The organism is Streptomyces sp. CB00316 (assembly GCF_001905595.1).
Taxonomy (GTDB): Bacteria; Actinomycetota; Actinomycetes; order Streptomycetales; family Streptomycetaceae; genus Streptomyces.
The window spans coordinates 205264-220907 of sequence record NZ_LIXI01000005.1 but is presented as its reverse complement, the minus strand read 5'-3'; the positions used below and the strand labels follow the sequence as shown (position 1 = coordinate 220907).

13 protein-coding genes and 1 pseudogene are annotated in these 15644 nt (G+C 71.9%); 5 read left to right on the top strand and 9 right to left on the bottom strand.

The window, feature by feature from the left end; all coding sequences use genetic code 11:
• The first annotated feature begins 101 nt into the window (after positions 1-101).
• Entirely contained in the window at positions 102-494 is a 393-nt protein-coding gene (locus AMK21_RS15595) for an SCO5389 family protein (RefSeq protein ID WP_073878291.1), read from the top strand.
• Positions 495-629: 135 nt separating this feature from the next.
• Here the strand turns inward: AMK21_RS15595 and AMK21_RS15590 are convergent, their stop codons facing one another.
• Positions 630-1664, bottom strand: a complete 1035-nt coding sequence (locus AMK21_RS15590; protein WP_073878289.1) for an LLM class flavin-dependent oxidoreductase — start codon at positions 1662-1664, stop codon at positions 630-632.
• 213 nt (positions 1665-1877) lie between these two features.
• On the opposite strand from AMK21_RS15590, the gene AMK21_RS15585 reads away from it, so the two are divergent.
• Positions 1878-2207: an ATP/GTP-binding protein gene (locus AMK21_RS15585; protein ID WP_073878287.1), complete on the top strand. Its 330-nt coding sequence runs from the start codon at positions 1878-1880 to the stop codon at positions 2205-2207.
• 15 nt (positions 2208-2222) lie between these two features.
• Here AMK21_RS15585 and AMK21_RS15580 read toward each other — a convergent pair whose 3' ends face one another.
• The 7 genes from AMK21_RS15580 to mce all read right to left on the bottom strand — a co-directional run bounded on the left by AMK21_RS15580 (position 2223) and on the right by mce (position 12078).
• A complete protein-coding gene (locus tag AMK21_RS15580) occupies positions 2223-3074 on the bottom strand; it encodes an ABC transporter permease (RefSeq protein WP_073878285.1) in 852 nt (283 codons plus the stop codon).
• Entirely contained in the window at positions 3071-4246 is a 1176-nt protein-coding gene (locus AMK21_RS15575) for an ABC transporter ATP-binding protein (RefSeq protein ID WP_073878283.1), read from the bottom strand. The genes AMK21_RS15580 and AMK21_RS15575 overlap by 4 nt, the downstream gene beginning before the upstream one ends.
• A 162-nt stretch (positions 4247-4408) precedes the next feature.
• Positions 4409-5188: an ABC transporter permease subunit gene (locus tag AMK21_RS15570; protein ID WP_073879150.1), complete on the bottom strand. Its 780-nt coding sequence runs from the start codon at positions 5186-5188 to the stop codon at positions 4409-4411.
• A gap of 5 nt (positions 5189-5193) precedes the next feature.
• Positions 5194-6204, bottom strand: a complete 1011-nt coding sequence (locus AMK21_RS15565; RefSeq protein WP_073878281.1) for an ABC transporter ATP-binding protein — start codon at positions 6202-6204, stop codon at positions 5194-5196.
• Positions 6205-6286: 82 nt separating this feature from the next.
• Positions 6287-7225 carry a cellulose-binding protein gene (locus tag AMK21_RS15560; RefSeq protein ID WP_073878279.1) on the bottom strand — a complete coding sequence of 313 codons (939 nt, stop codon included), beginning with the start codon at positions 7223-7225 and terminating at the stop codon, positions 6287-6289.
• 288 nt (positions 7226-7513) lie between these two features.
• Positions 7514-11407, bottom strand: coding sequence for a polarized growth protein Scy (gene scy, locus AMK21_RS15555; RefSeq protein WP_073878277.1), 3894 nt, complete (start codon positions 11405-11407; stop codon positions 7514-7516).
• Between the two features lie 242 nt (positions 11408-11649).
• Entirely contained in the window at positions 11650-12078 is a 429-nt protein-coding gene (mce, locus tag AMK21_RS15550; RefSeq protein WP_019762239.1) for a methylmalonyl-CoA epimerase, read from the bottom strand.
• A 145-nt stretch (positions 12079-12223) separates the two neighbouring features.
• Here mce and AMK21_RS15545 point away from each other — a divergent pair, with 145 nt between their 5' ends.
• Positions 12224-13429 carry an acetyl-CoA C-acetyltransferase gene (locus tag AMK21_RS15545; protein WP_073878275.1) on the top strand — a complete coding sequence of 402 codons (1206 nt, stop codon included), beginning with the start codon at positions 12224-12226 and terminating at the stop codon, positions 13427-13429.
• Positions 13430-13476: 47 nt separating this feature from the next.
• A complete protein-coding gene (gene meaB / locus AMK21_RS15540; RefSeq protein ID WP_199863206.1) occupies positions 13477-14445 on the top strand; it encodes a methylmalonyl Co-A mutase-associated GTPase MeaB in 969 nt (322 codons plus the stop codon).
• Positions 14446-14525: 80 nt separating this feature from the next.
• Here the strand turns inward: meaB and AMK21_RS15535 are convergent, their stop codons facing one another.
• Positions 14526-15230, bottom strand: a complete 705-nt coding sequence (locus AMK21_RS15535; RefSeq protein ID WP_073878273.1) for a PepSY domain-containing protein — start codon at positions 15228-15230, stop codon at positions 14526-14528.
• Positions 15231-15274: 44 nt separating this feature from the next.
• Here AMK21_RS15535 and AMK21_RS15530 point away from each other — a divergent pair.
• A pseudogene (locus tag AMK21_RS15530) lies at positions 15275-15568 on the top strand (helix-turn-helix domain-containing protein); the annotation flags it as partial.
• Between the last annotated feature and the right edge of the window lie 76 nt (positions 15569-15644).

Here is a 15644-nt window from a genome sequence, read left to right as displayed (position 1 = left end):
ACGTGGATGCAGGAGGTCGTCGCCCGTGCACGCTGCGTCGTCGCCCTTCTTCCCTGCCCGTAAGGCCCCGGTCACCGTCCGGGGTCGCGAGAGGAGAACCCATGTCGCTCGACGTCTCACCGGCGCTGTTGGAACAGGCCGAGCGAGGCGAGGTCGACGAAGCCGACTTCGTCGACTGCGTCCGGACCTCCCTGCCTTTCGCGTGGGAGATGATCAGCTCGCTGGTGGCTCAGCTGAAGGTGGACGGCGGCCAGTTCGCCGACAACCAGACGCCGCCGCCCAACGAGCAGGCACGTGGTCAGCTGCTGCGTGCACTCGCGAGTGATGCGATACGCGGCGCGCTCCAGCGGCACTTCGGAGTGCGTATCGCCTTCCAGAACTGCCACCGCGTCGCGGTGTTCCCGCTGGACGCCTCGGTCGACGACCGGCTGGCCAAGTTCACTTCGGTGAGGGGCCAGTTGCTCAACCAGTCGCCCGAACTACGGGACTGCTGAACGCTCCTGCTGCCGCTTCGGGCCGCGGGAGGTGCAACTGGCTCCGGGGCGGCAGCTCCCGTACCACCGCACCACGTTCCGCCGCATGACGCGTCACGTTCCACCGCGAGGTCGTTCCGCATGCACAGGCGCCGGTCAGGTGAGCAGCGGCAGCACGTCCGCGCCGAGGCGCCGCACGTTCTCCTCGGTCGCCCCGAGGTCGCCCGACCCCTCCACCAGGAGGGCGAAGCGGGTGATGCCGGTCCGCTCGGCCGTGGCCGCGAGCCGGTCGGCGGCCAGCTTCGGCGGGCCCACCGGGTGCAGCCCGCACAGCAGTTCCGTGTACGCGACGGGGTCCCGCATCACGCGGTGCCGGTCGTCCACCGTGACATGGGCGCCCAGCCCCTGGCGCAGCCACCCGGGCATCGTCTTCACCAGCGTCTCCGTGGCGTCCTCGGGCCCGTCCGCGATCTGGGCCACCCCCGCGGACACATGTGCGGCTCCCTCGACCACCTCCGGCGGATGGCCGGCCTCCCGGGCCGCCGTACGCCACAGGGCGACCATCTCCGCCTTCTCCTCGTCCCCGCAGTGCATGCCCAGCAGCATCGGCAGTGCCCGGCTCGCGGCCAGCCGCACGGTCTTCGGCGAGGTGCACGCCACGATCACCTCGGGCCCCTCGGCCGAGCCGTCCGTCAGCAGCTCGTCCGCGCGCGGCACCACCGCCACCTCGCGGAAGCCGAACCGCGCCCCGCGCCCCGCGACCCGGGGCTCCCGCAGCCAGTCGAGCAGCAGGTCCAGCGCCTCGGGGAAGCCGTTCTCGTACGCGTCGAGACCGCCGCCGAAGACCTCCAGGTCCACCCAGGGACCACCCCGGCCCACCCCGAGCGAGAACCGTCCTCCGCTGGTCAGATGCAGCAGCGCGGCCTGCTCGCCGAGGGCGACCGGGTGGTGGTTGGGCAGCACGCTGACGGCGGTGCCGACCCGGATCCGCCGGGTCCGGCCGAGCAGCAGCGCGGCCAGCGTGGTGGCGGACGGGCAGACCCCGTACGGCACGAAGTGGTGCTCGGCCAGCCAGACCGAGTCGAGCCCGGACTCCTCCGCCGCCTCGGCGGACCGGACGGCCCGGTGCAGGGCCTCGCCCGGCCCCTGGCCCGGGAACCGAGCTGCCAGAACGAACGTTCCGATGCGCATCGCGTGTTGCCTCCTTGCGGCCGACGCGTGTCTCCCCCACTGGCAACAACGTCTGACACGTGCCAAAGGCACGGTCCGGGGTGAAGTTGTTGCGATTTTCCGCTAACTCACTCCCGTGCCCGATCGTGCCGCCCGCCCACCCGGCACCTGCCCCCGGTGCCGGCCTCTAGGCTTGGAGTGAACCGTGCCCGACCCGCCCCCGTGAGGTGTCCTGTGTCCCCGCGCCGCAACCGCCCCCGTGGCGGCGAGAGTCCCGACGAACCCCCCGGTACGGCGCTGGGACGGTACGGCGGGGGAGGGGCCACCGAGAGCTGGCAGGGCGAGGAGTGGTCGGTGCGCCCGGTGAACGGCGCGAGCGCCCAGGGCAGGCGGTACCGATGCCCCGGCTGCGACCAGGAGATCCCCTCCGGCGTCCCGCATCTCGTCGCCTGGCCCGAGTTCGGCGGCATCGAGGACCGCAGGCACTGGCACAAGGCCTGCTGGAACGCGAAGGACCGCCGCACCACGCGGGTGCAGCGGTCCAGGAACGCGCCGCGCTACTGAGTGGCCCGCGCCACCTCAGACGTCGCGCCGGTCCAGCGCCAGGTAGGCGCCGCCCAGGGCCACGGCCGCGACGCCCAGCATCAGCAGCAGCGGCTCCCAGCCGGACGGGCCGGTCTCGGTGACCGTCGAGCCGTAGAGCGCGCCGAGCTGGTTGGGGATCGAGTACTCGAAGAGGAAGCGCTGCAGTCCGCGCAGGCTGTCGGTGAACATGAACAGCGCGAGGACCAGCGGCAGCAGCACCACGGCGATCATCACCGTGATGGCGCCCGCCGAATGCCGGATGATCGCGCCGACCGCCAGCGACACCAGGCCGAGGGCCGCGATGTAGAGCCCGACCCCGACGGTGGCGCGCAGCCACACGGAGCCGGAGTCGACCCTGGCGCCCAGGATCGCCGTCTGCAACACCGCGACGACCGTGGCGGTCACCGTGGTGATGGTGAACGCGAGCAGGAAGAAGACGATCGCCTTCGCCGTGAGCACCCGGGCCCGGCTCGGACAGGCCGTCAGCGTCGTACGGATCATGCCGGTGCTGTACTCGGAGCCGATGGTCAGCACGCCGAGGGTGATCACACAGATCGAGCCCAGGAGCACCCCGAAGAAGCCGAGGGCCACGACCGGCTCGCCGTCCATGTCGGTGTCGGCGGCGGCGATCAGCAGCGCGGACACCAACCCGATCGCGACCATCAGCACGATCATCACGCCCAGGGTCCACAGCGTGGAGCGGACGGAGCGGATCTTCGTCCACTCCGAGGCGATCGCGTCGCCGAGCGTGGCGCGGCGGATCGGGATGGGCGACTCGTAGGACCCCAGCAGGCCGTGCGGCGGCTGCGGCTGCTCGTGGGCCTGCGGGGCGGCCGGCGTCGTCATCGGGGGTCCTCGCTGGTCTTCGTCCCGGCCGCGTCGGCGGGGGAGGGTTCGGGGGCGGCCGGGCTCGGCGCGGCGGCCGGGCCGGGGGTGGCGTACGGGTTCTGTCCGGGCGGGGGCGGGGCGTACCAGCTCTGCTGGGGCACCTCCGCCGACTGGGGCTGCCCGTAGCCCGGCCCGGCCCCGTAACCGCCCTGAACGTCCCCGTAGGACCCGTACGGCCCCTGCGGGGGCTCCAGGAGCCCGGCCTTGGCGTCGTCCGTCGAGCGGTAGTCCACGACGCCCTGCGTCATCCGCATGTACGCCTCCTCCAGCGAGGCCCGGTGCGGCGACAGTTCCCAGAGCCGTACGTCGGCCCCGTGGGCCAGGTCGCTGATCCTCGGGAGCGGGAGGCCGGTGACGCGCAGGGCGCCGTCCGGCTCGGACATCACGCTGCCGCCCGCCTCGATGAGCGAGGACGTCAGCTTCTCCCGCTCCTGGGGGGCGTTCTCGGGGACCCGGACCCGGGCGAAGTCGGCGGAGTTCGCCGAGATGAAGTCGGTGACGCTCATGTCGGAGAGCAGCCGGCCGCGCCCGATCACGATCAGATGGTCGGCGGTGAGGGCCATCTCGCTCATGAGGTGGGACGAGACGAAGACCGTGCGGCCCTCGGCCGCCAGCGTCTTCATCAGATTGCGGACCCAGTGGATGCCTTCGGGGTCGAGACCGTTGACCGGCTCGTCGAAGAGCAGCACCTGCGGGTCGCCGAGCAGGGCCGCGGCGATCCCGAGCCGCTGCCCCATGCCGAGCGAGAAGCCGCTGGAGCGGCGCTTGGCCACGTCCTGGAGCCCGACGACGCCCAGCACCTCGTCCACCCGCCGGGCCGGGATCCCGGCCAGCTGCGCCAGCGACAGCAGGTGGGTGCGGGCGGTCCGCCCGCCGTGCACCGCCTTGGCGTCCAGCAGCGCGCCCACCTGGCGCGGTGCGTTCGGCAGGCTCCGGTAGGGGTGCCCGCCGATCGTGACGTATCCCGCCGTCGGCCGGTCCAGACCGAGGATCATCCGCATGGTCGTGGACTTGCCCGACCCGTTCGGACCGAGGAAGCCGGTGACGGCCCCCGGCCGCACCTGGAAGGAAAGGTCGTCCACGGCCGTCTTCGCGCCGTAGCGCTTGGTCAGGCCGACTGCCTCGATCATTCTCCAGCCCCATCGACTCACTCTGTCGTTCGGGGCTCGGGCCACCTGGCCGCACACCCCCGTAAGAGTTAGGAGGATAACCAGGCCTTGACGGTTCCGGCCAAGTTCCGCACAGCCTGCGAGCGGGCCGTCACGCGGACCGGGGGCCGCTTCCCGGCGCCGCTACGCGTCCCGCTTCTTCAGGACCAGGTAGCCGCCGAGCACCGCCGCCACCACCCAGGCGACCATGATCCCCAGACCGGCCCACGGCCCGTACGGCGACGGATCGCTGCCCATCGCCTCCGGAACGACCTGCATGATCTTCGACCCGGCCTGGTCGGGGAAGTACCGGGCGACGTCCTTGGCGTACGGCACCGCGATCAGGATCTGCGAGATCAGGAAGAAGAACGGCACCAGGATGCCCAGCGACAGCATGGAGCTGCGCAGCATCGCGGTGACGCCCATGGAGAAGATCGCGATCAGCCCCATGTAGAGACCGGCGCCGACGACCGCGCGGAGCACGTTGTCCGCGCCGAGGTCGGTGCCCCGGTCGCCCAGCAGGGCCTGGCCGAGGAAGAACGAGACGAAGCTCGTCAGCAGGCCGACCACGAGGGCCAGCACCCCGGCCACGGTGATCTTGCTGAAGAGGAGCGTCCCGCGCTGCGGCACGGCCGCCAGCGAGGTGCGGATCATGCCGGAGCTGTACTCCGTACCGACCACGAGCACCCCGAACACGACCATGGCGAGCTGGCCCAGGACCGTACCGGAGAAGCTGACGAGGGTCGGGTCGAAGGTGACCTGCTCGGCCTCGGAGAGGTCGTCGAACGTCGCGTTCAGCAGGGCGCACAGGGCCGCGCTCATGGCGACCGTGACGGCGAACGCGCAGATGAGCGTCCAGGTGGTGGAGGAGACCGTGCGGATCTTGGTCCACTCGGAGTTGAGGACCGCGGGTACCGAAGCCATCGTCGTCACGCCCCCTTGTTCTCGGTGCCGTCGATGGAGCCGGGTGCGGTGGTGCCGCCCGGCTGCTGCCAGCCCGCCCCCACCGTCGGCGGAGGTTCGGCGCCGCCCGGTCCGGAGTGGGCGTGGTACTCCACGGAGCCGGCGGTCATCTGCATGAACGCCTCCTCCAGGGAGGCCCGCTGCGAGCTCAGCTCGTGCAGCACGACCTGGTGGCGGGCCGCCAGCTCACCGAGCTCCTCGGTCGTGGCGCCGTCGATCTCCAGGGTGCCGCCGTCCGCCTCGACTGCGGTGAAGCCCTCCTGGTGCAGCACGTCCCGCAGCCGCTCCTGCTGCGGCGAGCGCAGCCGTACGTAACTGCGGGAGTTCTCGTGGATGAAGTCCGCCATCGAGGTGTCGGCGAGCAGCTTGCCCTGGCCGATCACGATCAAATGGTCGGCGGTCAGCGCCATTTCACTCATCAGGTGGGACGAGACGAAGATGGTCCGGCCCTCGGCGGCGAGCGCCTTCATCAGGTTGCGGATCCAGTGGATCCCCTCGGGGTCCAGGCCGTTGACCGGTTCGTCGAACATCAGGATCTCGGGGTCGCCCAGCAGCGCGGAGGCGATCCCGAGGCGCTGGCCCATGCCGAGGGAGAAGCCCTTGGACTTCTTCTTCGCCACCGCGCTCAGACCGACGGTGTCGAGCACCTCGTCGACCCGGCTGCTCGGGATGCGGTTGCTCTGCGCCAGACAGAGCAGGTTGTTGTACGCGCTGCGGCCGCCGTGCATCGACTTGGCGTCGAGCAACGCCCCGATGTACTTCAGCGGTTCCTGCAGTTCGTGGTAGTGCTTGCCGTCGATGCGCACCGTACCGCTGGTCGGGTTGTCCAGATCGAGCATCATGCGCATGGTGGTGGATTTGCCCGCCCCGTTGGGGCCCAGAAAACCGGTCACCATGCCCGGTCTGACCTGGCACGTCAGATGGTCGACGGCAACCTTGCTGCCGAATCGTTTGGTCAGTCCTTCGAGCTCGATCATGCGCACACGCTAGAACGGCCGCGCGCCCGGCGCCACCACAAAGGCGGAACCGGGCGTGCGGAAGGAGCCGTTCCGGGGTAGGTCAGCGGGTCTGCTGGGCCGGAACGCCGCGCTGGGCGGGCTCGTCGTCCACCGGGGAGCCGGCGGCGGCCACCGCGGCGCCGGTCAGCGTGGCCAGCATCTCGCGGACGTTGGTCAGCTGCGCGTTGATCGAGTCGCGGCGGTTGGTGAGCGCCGCCAGCTCGCGCTCCGACTCGCTGCGGATGCGGTCGGCCTTGGCGTTGGCGTCGGCCACGATGTCCTCGGCCTGGCGCTGCGCGGTCTCCACCGTCTGACGGGCCCGGCGCTCGGCGTCCGTGCGGAGCTTCTCGGCCTCCAGGCGGAGCTGCTCGGCGCGGTGCTCGATCTCGGCGAGACGCTTCTCGGCCTTGGCCTGACGGGACGCGAGGTCGCGCTCCGACTGCTCGCGCCGCTTGGCGAGGTTCGTCTCGAAGTCGGCGGCGGCCTGCGCGGCCTTGGCACGGGTCTCCTCGAAGAGGGCGTCCGCCTCCTCGCGCTTCTGCTGCGCGTCCTTCTGGGCGTCGGTGCGGAGCGTGTTCGCCTCGCCCTGGGCCTTCTCGACGATGCGGACGCCCTCGTCCTCGGCCTTCGACTTGCGCTCGGCCGCGAAGGACTCCGCGTCGTTGCGCACCTGCTGGGCGGCCGACTCGGCCAGCTCGCGGTGCTGCTCGGCGGCGCGGCGGGCCTCCTCACGCAGGTCCTTGGCCTCCTCCTCGGCGAGGCGGAGGATCTTCTCGACACGTGCACCGAGCCCGGCGTACGACGGCTCGGCGTCGTTCACCTGGGCCTGGGCGTTCTGCGTTTCGAGGTGCAGCTCCTCGATGCGCTTTTCCAGGGACGTGATGCGCGCCAGGGCACTGTCACGGTCGGCGACGAGCTTGGAAATGCGGTCGTCCACCTGACCGCGGTCGTAACCACGTCGCACGAGCTCGAAGCCGAAGGGGGAGGAAGGGTCACTCATGGGGTTCCTGTCGAATGAGACCGGTGAGGTGATAGGGGAATCCTAGGGGCCATAGCGGCGTGTCAGCGTGCAGATGCCGGTTTGATCTGGAGAATGACACCCCTTTTGAGTGGCTGACCCCCGGAGTGCTTGCCACTCGAAGGGTTGAATGTCCATGACGAAGCACGCGCCCCCGTACGCCTGCTGTCCCGGACATCCTGCTCTGTTCTCTCCCGTACGTCTGCTGCTCCCCCGTACACCTTCCGCGATCCCCCGTACGTTTTCCGCCGCGCCGCCCCCGTACGACCGCTACCTCTCCGAGGACTTGCCCCCCGAGCGCGTGCCCGCCGCAGCGGGAGCCTTGCCGCCTCCCGACGGACCGGGCACCGGTTTCGCGCCACCGCCCGGAGTCTCGAAAGACTCCAACGCCTCCAGCACGTCCTGGACACGGGAGATCTCCGTATTGATGTCCTTGCGCCTGCGCACCAGGACATCCAGCTCCCGCTTGCCCTCGGCGACCGTCTTCTCCGCCTCGGCCGCCGCGTCGGCCCGCAGCTTCTCCGCCTCGCGGATCAGCCCGGCCTTCTTGGTCTCGGCCTCCTTCAGCAGCGACTCGGCCCGCTTCACCGCGGCGATCCGGACCTTGCTCGCCTCCGAATTGGCCTCCGCCAGCAGCTCCTTGGCCTTCGCCTCGGCCTCGTCGCGCTGCTCGGTCGCCGCCTTCATCAGGTTGTCGACGCGCTCACCGGCGGTCTTCATCTGCTCGGACGTCTCCCGGCGGGCCCGCTCGTGGAGCTCCTCGATCTCGCTCTCCAGCCGGGCCCGCAGCTCCTCGGCCCGCTCCCGGATCTGGGTCGCGTCGCGCCGGGCGCCGACCAGCAGCTCGTCGGCGTCGGTACGGGAGCGCTCCACGAGGGTGTTGCCCTCGACCGTGGCCTCGGAGGTGATCCGCTGGGCCTCCTTGCGGGCCGCGCCGACCATCGTGTCGGCCTGCGTCTCGGCCTCGGTGGCCGTACGCAGCGCCTCCTCGCGGGCCTTGTTGATGAGCTGGTCCGCCTGCTCCGCCGCGTCCGCCCGGCGCTTGGCCGCGGCCTCGCGCGCCTCGTCCAGCACCCGGTCCGCCTCGCTGCGAGCCTCCGAGCGCAGCTCCTCCGCCGCCGACTCCGCGTCCGCGCGCAGCCGTTCGGCCTCCTCGCGGGTGCGGGCGGCGTGCTCCTGCGCGGAGCCGAGCCGCTCGGCCGCCTCGGTACGCAGCCGCTCGGCCTCCTCGCCCGCCTCGGCCAGCAGCCGGTCGGCCTGCTCGGTGGCCTCCTTGCGGCGCCGGTTGGCCTCCGTGGTCGCCTCGACGACGAGCTGCTCGGACGCCTGGGCGGCCTCGTTGCGGATGCGCTCGCTCTCGGTCGTCGACTCACCGATGAGCCGGTCCGACTGGGCCGCAGCCTCCGAACGGATCCGGTTGGCGTCCTGCCGGGCCTCGGCCCGGGCCTTCGACGCGTCCTGCTCGGCCGACGCGAGGGCGTCGGACGCCTCCGTACGCACCCGCTGGCTGTACTCCGAGGTGTCCGCGCGCAGCCGCTCGGACTCGGCGATCGCGTCGGAGACCGTACGCTCGGCCAGCGCCTTGGCGCCCTCGGTCTCGTCGTGGGCCTCCCGCCGGAGGCGGGACGCCTCCTCGTTGGCCTCCTGGCGCAGGCGTACGGCGTCCTCGGAGGCCCGCTCCCGCTCGGCGTGCGCGTCGGCGCGGACTCGGTCCGCCTCCTCCTGCGCCTCGGTACGGGTGCGCTCCGCGACATGCTCCGCGGTCGAGCGCAGCCGGGCGATCTCCTCCTCGGCCTGCTCCTGGAGCCCGGCGACGGAGTCCCGCACCTGCTGGGCGGTCTGCTCGGCCGCCGAGACCAGCTCGGTCGCCCTGGCGTCCGCCTCCTCGACCAGCCGCTGCGCCTCGGCCTGCGCCTCCTCCACCCGCTTACGGGCGGAGGCCAGCAGCTCCTCGCTCTGCTCGCGGGCCCGCTCGCGCTCCTGGCCGGCCTCGCTACGGGCCGCGCCGAGGATCTTTTCGGCCTCCCGGCGACGGCGCGTGGCCTCCTCCTGGGCGGCGTCCAGCGCCTCGGCCGCCTCGGCGCCGACCCGCTCGGCGGCCGCGGCCGCCTCCGCGCGCACCCGGTCGGCGGTCTCCTGCGCCTCCGTCTTGAGCCGCTCGGCCTCGGCGGCTGCCTCGCTCCGCAGCCTTACGGCGATGTTCTCGCCCTCGGCACGGGACTGCGAGGCGTCCGCCGCGGCCTCGCCGCGCAGCCGCTCCGCCTCCGCCTCGGCCTGCTCGGTGAGGGCGCGCAGCCGCTCGGCGGCCTCGGCGCGCTGCCGCTCCGCCTCCTCGTTCGTCTCGCGGCGGATCCGCTCCGCCTCCGTACGGGCCTCGCCCAGCGCCTCCTCGGCGGCGGCGAGCCGACTCTCGGCCTCCGTGTGCAGCCGGTTCAGCTCGCCGGCGACCTCGGCCTGCCGGGCGGCGACCGCGCGCTCGGTCTCCTCGCGCAGCTCGGCGGCGGCCCGCTCGGCCTCGGCGGTGGTGGCCTGTGCCTGCTCCTCGGCCTCGGCCCGCAGCTTGTCGGCCTCGGCACGGGTGCGCTCCAGCGTCTCCTCGGCCTGCTTGCGCAGAGTGGCCGCGCGCTCGGCGGCCTCGGCGCGGATGCGCTCGCTCTCGCCGCTCGCCTTGGTGCGCAGCTCGTCCGCGTCGGAACGCGCCTTGGTCAGCAGCTCCTCTGCCGTACGGGCGCCCTCCTCCAGCTGCTGGACCGCCTCGCGGCGGGCCTCGCCCCGGATGCGCTCGCCCTCGGCGACCGCCTCGGAGCGCAGCTGCTCGGCCTCGCCGCGCAGCCGGCGGGCCTCCTCCTGGAGCTCGACCGTCTTGGCCCGGTACTCCTTCGTGTCGTCCTTGGCCGCGCCCTTGAGCTCGTCGGCCTGCTCGGCGGCCTCGCCGCGCAGCCGGTCGGCCTCGGCCTCCGCCTCGCGGCGGATCCGCTCGGCCTCCTCGCTCGCTGCCTTCGTCGTCGACCGCGCGTCCTCGGCGGCCTTGGTGAGGACCTCCTCGGCGCTGCGGGCGGCCTTGGCGAGCTGGGCCGCGGCGTCCTCGGCGGCCGCCGTACGGGCCTTCTCGGCCGCCTCGGCGACCAGCCGGTCGGCCTCGGCCCGGGCGTCGACGAGGGCCTGCTCGGCCTCCTCCTTGAGCGTCTCGGCGCTCTTGGTGGCCTCGCCGACCAGCCGGGCGATCTCCGACTTCGCCGTACGGGTGCGCTGCTCGTTCTGCGACTCGGATGCGGCCAGCTTCTTGGCGGCCGCGTCCTTCGCCTCGGCGAGGACCCTCTCCGCCTCCAGCCGGGATTCGCGCAGCCGGGTCTCGGCCTCCTGGATCCGCTGCTCGGCGGCCCGGTTCAGCTCGGCCGTCTGCTGGCGGGCCTGCGAGGTCTCCGCGGTGGTGCTGGAGCGCAGCTGCTCCGCGTGGCTGGTGGCCTCCTGGGCCTGCGCGGAGGCGGCGCCCAGCATCCGCTCGGCGTCCTTGCGGGCGCGCAGCAGGATCGCTTCGGCTTCGGCCCTGGCGCTCTCGGCCTCCGAGCCGACGCGCTGCCGGGTCTCCTCGGCCACCCGGGCGGCCTCGGCCCGTGCGGCGGCCAGCGCCTGCTCGGCCTCGGCGCGGGACTCGTCGAGCAGGCGGCGGGCCTGCGACTCGGTGCGGGCCCGCAGCTGTTCGGCCCAGGCGACGTTCTCGTTGACGTGCGACTCGACGGTCTGCCGGCGCTCGGCCAGCTCCTGGTCGAGCTGCTGCCTGCGCTGGACGGCCTCGTTGTGCAACTCCGCCTGGAGGCGCGCCTGGTGCTCGGCGTGCTCCTGGAGGATGCGCTGTGTCTGGGCCCGGGCCTCGCGCAGCTCGCGCTCGGCGTCGCTGCGCAGCTGCTCGGCCTGGATCTGCGCGTTCCGCAGCATCTGCTCGGCCTGGTAGCCCATGTCCGCGCTGTCGTAGGCGGGACGGGTCGCCAGACTGCGCCGCGCCTCGTGCAGCTTGGCGCGCAAGACCTCGACCTGGTAGCCGAGGTCCTCGGCGTGCTGGACGGCCTTCTCCCGGTCGGTCTTCAGCCGGTCCATCTTGGCTTCGAACCGCGAGAGATGGTCGTCTTCAGCTCGGTGGCTCTCCTGGCTTTCGTAGCCCCGCACTGCGCGGTCCCATCCTTCCCCGAGCTCTCAACTCTTTCCCCAAGCTCTCAATTTCGTTCGAGCAGGGGATGCCCCACTGAGCAGGGAAGGCCCCAGCCCTGGTCGCGACTCTGCACACGAGGACCGCTCGCCGACGAGCCGTCCTCGGGGAATGGTGACAGACAAACGACGAGGACGCGGTACGGCCCCGACCCGGCCCCGGCCCGGAACCGCCCACTCTACCGGGCCGGGTATGCGCCGGGTCAGTGCTCCGGGTTGCTCGTGACCAGTTCGGTGAGGACGCCGTGGCAGTCCTTGGGGTGCAGGAACGTGATCCGGGACCCCATCGAACCCGTCCTGGGCTCGTCGTACAGCACGCGGACGCCCTTCTCACGGATGTCCGCGGCGTCCCCGTCCACGTCCGCCGTACCGAAGGCGATGTGGTGGACGCCCTCCCCGTTCTTCGCCAGCCACTTGCCGACGGCCGAGTCCTCCCGGGTCGGCTCCAGCAGCTGGAGGTACGAAGCCCCGCCGTCCGAGGTCTCGTTGATCTTGAGCATGGCCTCCCGGACGCCCTGCTCCTCGTTGATCTCGCTGTGGAACACCTCGAATCCGTACGTGGCACGGTAGAACTCCACCGTCTTGTCCAGGTCGAAACAGGCGATCCCGATGTGGTCGATACGCGTCAGCATGGATTCAGCATGGCTTCGCGCCACCGCTCCCGCCACGGTTACGCAACGTGCGCGCCGTCACACCGGCTGCCGGATGACGGGCGCGGTACCGCTCAGTACATTCGAGTAAACCCTCGTTCACATCCGATCCCAAGGGGCCGAGCCCATGTCAGCAACGACCGGTACCACCACCTCAGTGATCGTCGCGGGCGCCCGGACGCCCATGGGCCGTCTCCTCGGCTCCCTGAAGAGCTTCTCCGCGGCCGACCTCGGCGGCTTCGCGATCAAGGCGGCCCTGGACCGGGCCGGCATCGGCGGCGACCAGGTCCAGTACGTGATCATGGGCCAGGTGCTCCAGGCCGGCGCGGGCCAGATCCCCGCCCGCCAGGCCGCCGTCAAGGCCGGCATCCCGATGAACGTCCCCGCGCTCACCATCAACAAGGTGTGCCTCTCCGGGCTCGACGCCATCGCCCTGGCCGACCAGCTCATCCGTGCCGGCGAGTTCGACGTCGTGGTCGCGGGCGGCCAGGAGTCCATGACCAACGCCCCGCACCTGCTCCCCAAGTCCCGCGAGGGCTACAAGTACGGCGCGATCGAGATGCTCGACTCGATGGCGTACGACGGTCTCACCGACGCGTACGAGAACATCCCCATGGGCGAGTCCACCGAGAAGCACAACAGCCGCCTCGGCCTCGACCGCACCGCCCAGGACGAGATCGGCGCCCTCTCCCACCAGCGGGCCGCCGCCGCCCAGAAGAACGGGATCTTCGAGGCCGAGATCACCCCGGTCGAGATCCCGCAGCGCAAGGGCGAGCCCGTCGTCTTCGCGAAGGACGAGGGCATCCGCCCCGAGACGACCGTCGAGACCCTCGGCAAGCTGCGCCCCGCCTTCACCAAGGACGGCACGATCACCGCGGGCACCTCCTCGCAGATCTCCGACGGGGCCGCCGCGGTCGTCGTCATGAGCAAGGCCAAGGCGCAGGAGCTGGGCCTGGACTGGATCGCCGAGATCGGGGCCCACGGAAACGTCGCGGGCCCCGACAACTCCCTCCAGTCGCAGCCCTCGGGCGCCATCCGGCACGCCCTGAAGAAGGACGGCCTGGCCGTCGAGGACCTCGACCTGATCGAGATCAACGAGGCGTTCGCCGCCGTCGTCGTCCAGTCCGTGAAGGACCTCGGCATCACCCCGGACAAGGTCAACGTCAACGGCGGCGCCATCGCGCTCGGCCACCCGATCGGCATGTCCGGCGCCCGGGTCGTGCTGCACCTGGCCCTGGAGCTGAAGCGGCGCGGCGGCGGCACGGGCGCCGCGGCGCTGTGCGGTGGCGGCGGTCAGGGCGACGCGTTGATCATCCGCGTCCCGGGCAAGTAACACCGTACGGATACGGATTCCAGGGCTAGGGCAAGGCGAACGGAGCGGTGAACGTGGACGTGGACGTCCCCACGCTGGTCGAGCAGGCGCGAGCAGGCAGGCCGCGTGCGGTGGCCCGGCTGATCTCGCTGGTGGAGGGGGCGTCCCCGCAGCTGCGCGAGGTGATGGCCGCGCTGGCACCGCTGGCCGGCCACGCCTACGTCGTCGGGCTGACCGGCTCGCCGGGCGTCGGCAAGTCCACCTCCACCTCCGCCCTCGTCTCCGCCTACCGCCGGGCGGGCAAGCGGGTCGGCGTCCTGGCCGTCGACCCGTCCTCGCCGTTCTCGGGCGGCGCGCTGCTGGGCGACCGGGTCCGGATGTCGGACCACGCCTCCGACCCGGGCGTCTACATCCGTTCCATGGCCACCCGGGGCCACCTGGGCGGCCTCGCCTGGTCGGCGCCGCAGGCGATCCGGGTACTGGACGCGGCGGGCTGCGACGTGGTCCTCGTCGAGACGGTCGGCGTCGGCCAGTCCGAGGTGGAGATCGCCTCCCAGGCCGACACCTCCGTGGTGCTGCTCGCCCCCGGCATGGGCGACGGCATCCAGGCCGCCAAGGCCGGAATCCTGGAGATCGGCGACGTCTACGTGGTCAACAAGGCCGACCGCGACGGCGCCGACGCCACGGCCCGCGAGCTGAACCACATGCTGGGCCTGGGGGAGTCCCGCGGCCCCGGCGACTGGCGCCCGCCGATCGTGAAGACGGTCGCGGCCCGGGGCGAGGGCATCGACGAGGTCGTGGAGGCCCTGGAGAAGCACCGCGCCTGGATGGAGGAGCACGGCGTCCTGGCCGAGCGCCGAGCGGCCCGCGCGTCCCACGAGGTCGAGACGATCGCGGTCACCGCGCTCCGCGAGAAGATCGCGGACCTGCGCGGCGACCGCCGCCTGCACGCCCTGGCCGAACGCATCGTGGCGGGGGACCTGGACCCGTACGCGGCGGCCGACGAGCTGGTGGCGGGGCTGACGGGGAGCTCCTGAGCATGCGGTGATGCCGAGCGGCCCCGAATCGCAGCTGCGATACGGGGCCGTGGTGGTGCGGAGGTTCGAGCGCTGGGCTGTCAGCCGTCGTCGCCGTCGCGGTCGTCGTTCCGGTCGTCGCGGTCGTCCGCGCTGTCGTCCCGGTCGTCGCCGTCCCGGTCCACCGTGACCTTGCCGGTCTTCGCGTCGACCCGCAGCTCGTGCTGCCTGCCGTCCTTGCCGGCGACGTCGACGTCCCAGCGCATGACGTTGCCCCGGCTGCCCTTGTCGTCGTCATCGTCATCGTCGTCCAGGTCGATCGACGTGATGCTGCCCGGCGCGGTCTTCAGGGCCGCGTCCGCCGCCTGCTTCAGGGTGACCGCGGACGAGCGGGGCGCGTCGCGGTCGCGGTCGTCGTCGCCGTTGTCGTCGCGGGTCTTCAGGACCTTGCCGTTGGTGGCGTCCACCGTCACGTCGTGCCAGGTCTTGTCGGAGCCGTAAACGTCCAGCTCCCAGACCGTGCGGCCGTCGTTGTCGTCGTCATCGTCCAGTTCGGCCTCGGTGACCGTGCCCGGGACGTTCTTCAAGGCGGCGGCGACGGCCTGGTCGAGGGTGATCCGGGTGCTCTTCGTGCCGTCGTCCGTCCGGGCGGTCTCCGCGTCGGCGTAGGACCGGGTGTCGGCGCGTTCGGCGCTCGTGCTCCTGGCCGGAGTACGGTCGCCGTCGCCGCCGCCCGCGAAGGCGACGGCGGTGCCGCCGATGAGAACGGCGGCGGTGACGGCTGCGATGGTGACGTTGCGCTTCATCTTTTCCTCCTGTGTGGATACCCCGCGCTTTGGCTCGGGGAGGGATGCACGGCTCCTGCGGAGCAGGGCATCGGGCGTTCAGGTACCGCTTCTGTCCGACCGATGCGCAGGCAGCCGAGCTGTCGCGCACGTTCGGGTGCGTTCGGGTGCGTCCGGAAGGTCTACAACCTGGCGCTCGCAGCACGGTCCGAGGCGTGGATGACATCGTGTGGTCCAGGGCGCTGCCCGAAGGTGCGACGCCGTCCATCGTGACCGTGTCGCAGGACCCGGCCGGGCGATGGCTCGTCTCGATGCTGTGCGACGACGTTCCCGCACCGATGCCCGGCGGGCAGTCGGCGACGAAGCAGAAGACCCCACGGCGCGAGCCGTAGGAATTCCCCTCCTTCAGGAGGGGGAAGATGTCAAGAGGTTCCT

Coding starts and splice junctions, on each gene's coding strand:
- AMK21_RS15595 (WP_073878291.1), top strand. CDS start 102: ATGTCGCTCGACGTCTCACCGGCGCTGTTGGAACAGGCCGAGCGAGGC.
- AMK21_RS15590 (WP_073878289.1), bottom strand. CDS start 1,664: ATGCGCATCGGAACGTTCGTTCTGGCAGCTCGGTTCCCGGGCCAGGGG.
- AMK21_RS15580 (WP_073878285.1), bottom strand. CDS start 3,074: ATGACGACGCCGGCCGCCCCGCAGGCCCACGAGCAGCCGCAGCCGCCG.
- AMK21_RS15575 (WP_073878283.1), bottom strand. CDS start 4,246: ATGATCGAGGCAGTCGGCCTGACCAAGCGCTACGGCGCGAAGACGGCC.
- AMK21_RS15570 (WP_073879150.1), bottom strand. CDS start 5,188: ATGGCTTCGGTACCCGCGGTCCTCAACTCCGAGTGGACCAAGATCCGC.
- AMK21_RS15565 (WP_073878281.1), bottom strand. CDS start 6,204: ATGATCGAGCTCGAAGGACTGACCAAACGATTCGGCAGCAAGGTTGCC.
- AMK21_RS15560 (WP_073878279.1), bottom strand. CDS start 7,225: ATGAGTGACCCTTCCTCCCCCTTCGGCTTCGAGCTCGTGCGACGTGGT.
- mce (WP_019762239.1), bottom strand. CDS start 12,078: ATGCTGACGCGTATCGACCACATCGGGATCGCCTGTTTCGACCTGGAC.
- AMK21_RS15545 (WP_073878275.1), top strand. CDS start 12,224: ATGTCAGCAACGACCGGTACCACCACCTCAGTGATCGTCGCGGGCGCC.
- AMK21_RS15535 (WP_073878273.1), bottom strand. CDS start 15,230: ATGAAGCGCAACGTCACCATCGCAGCCGTCACCGCCGCCGTTCTCATC.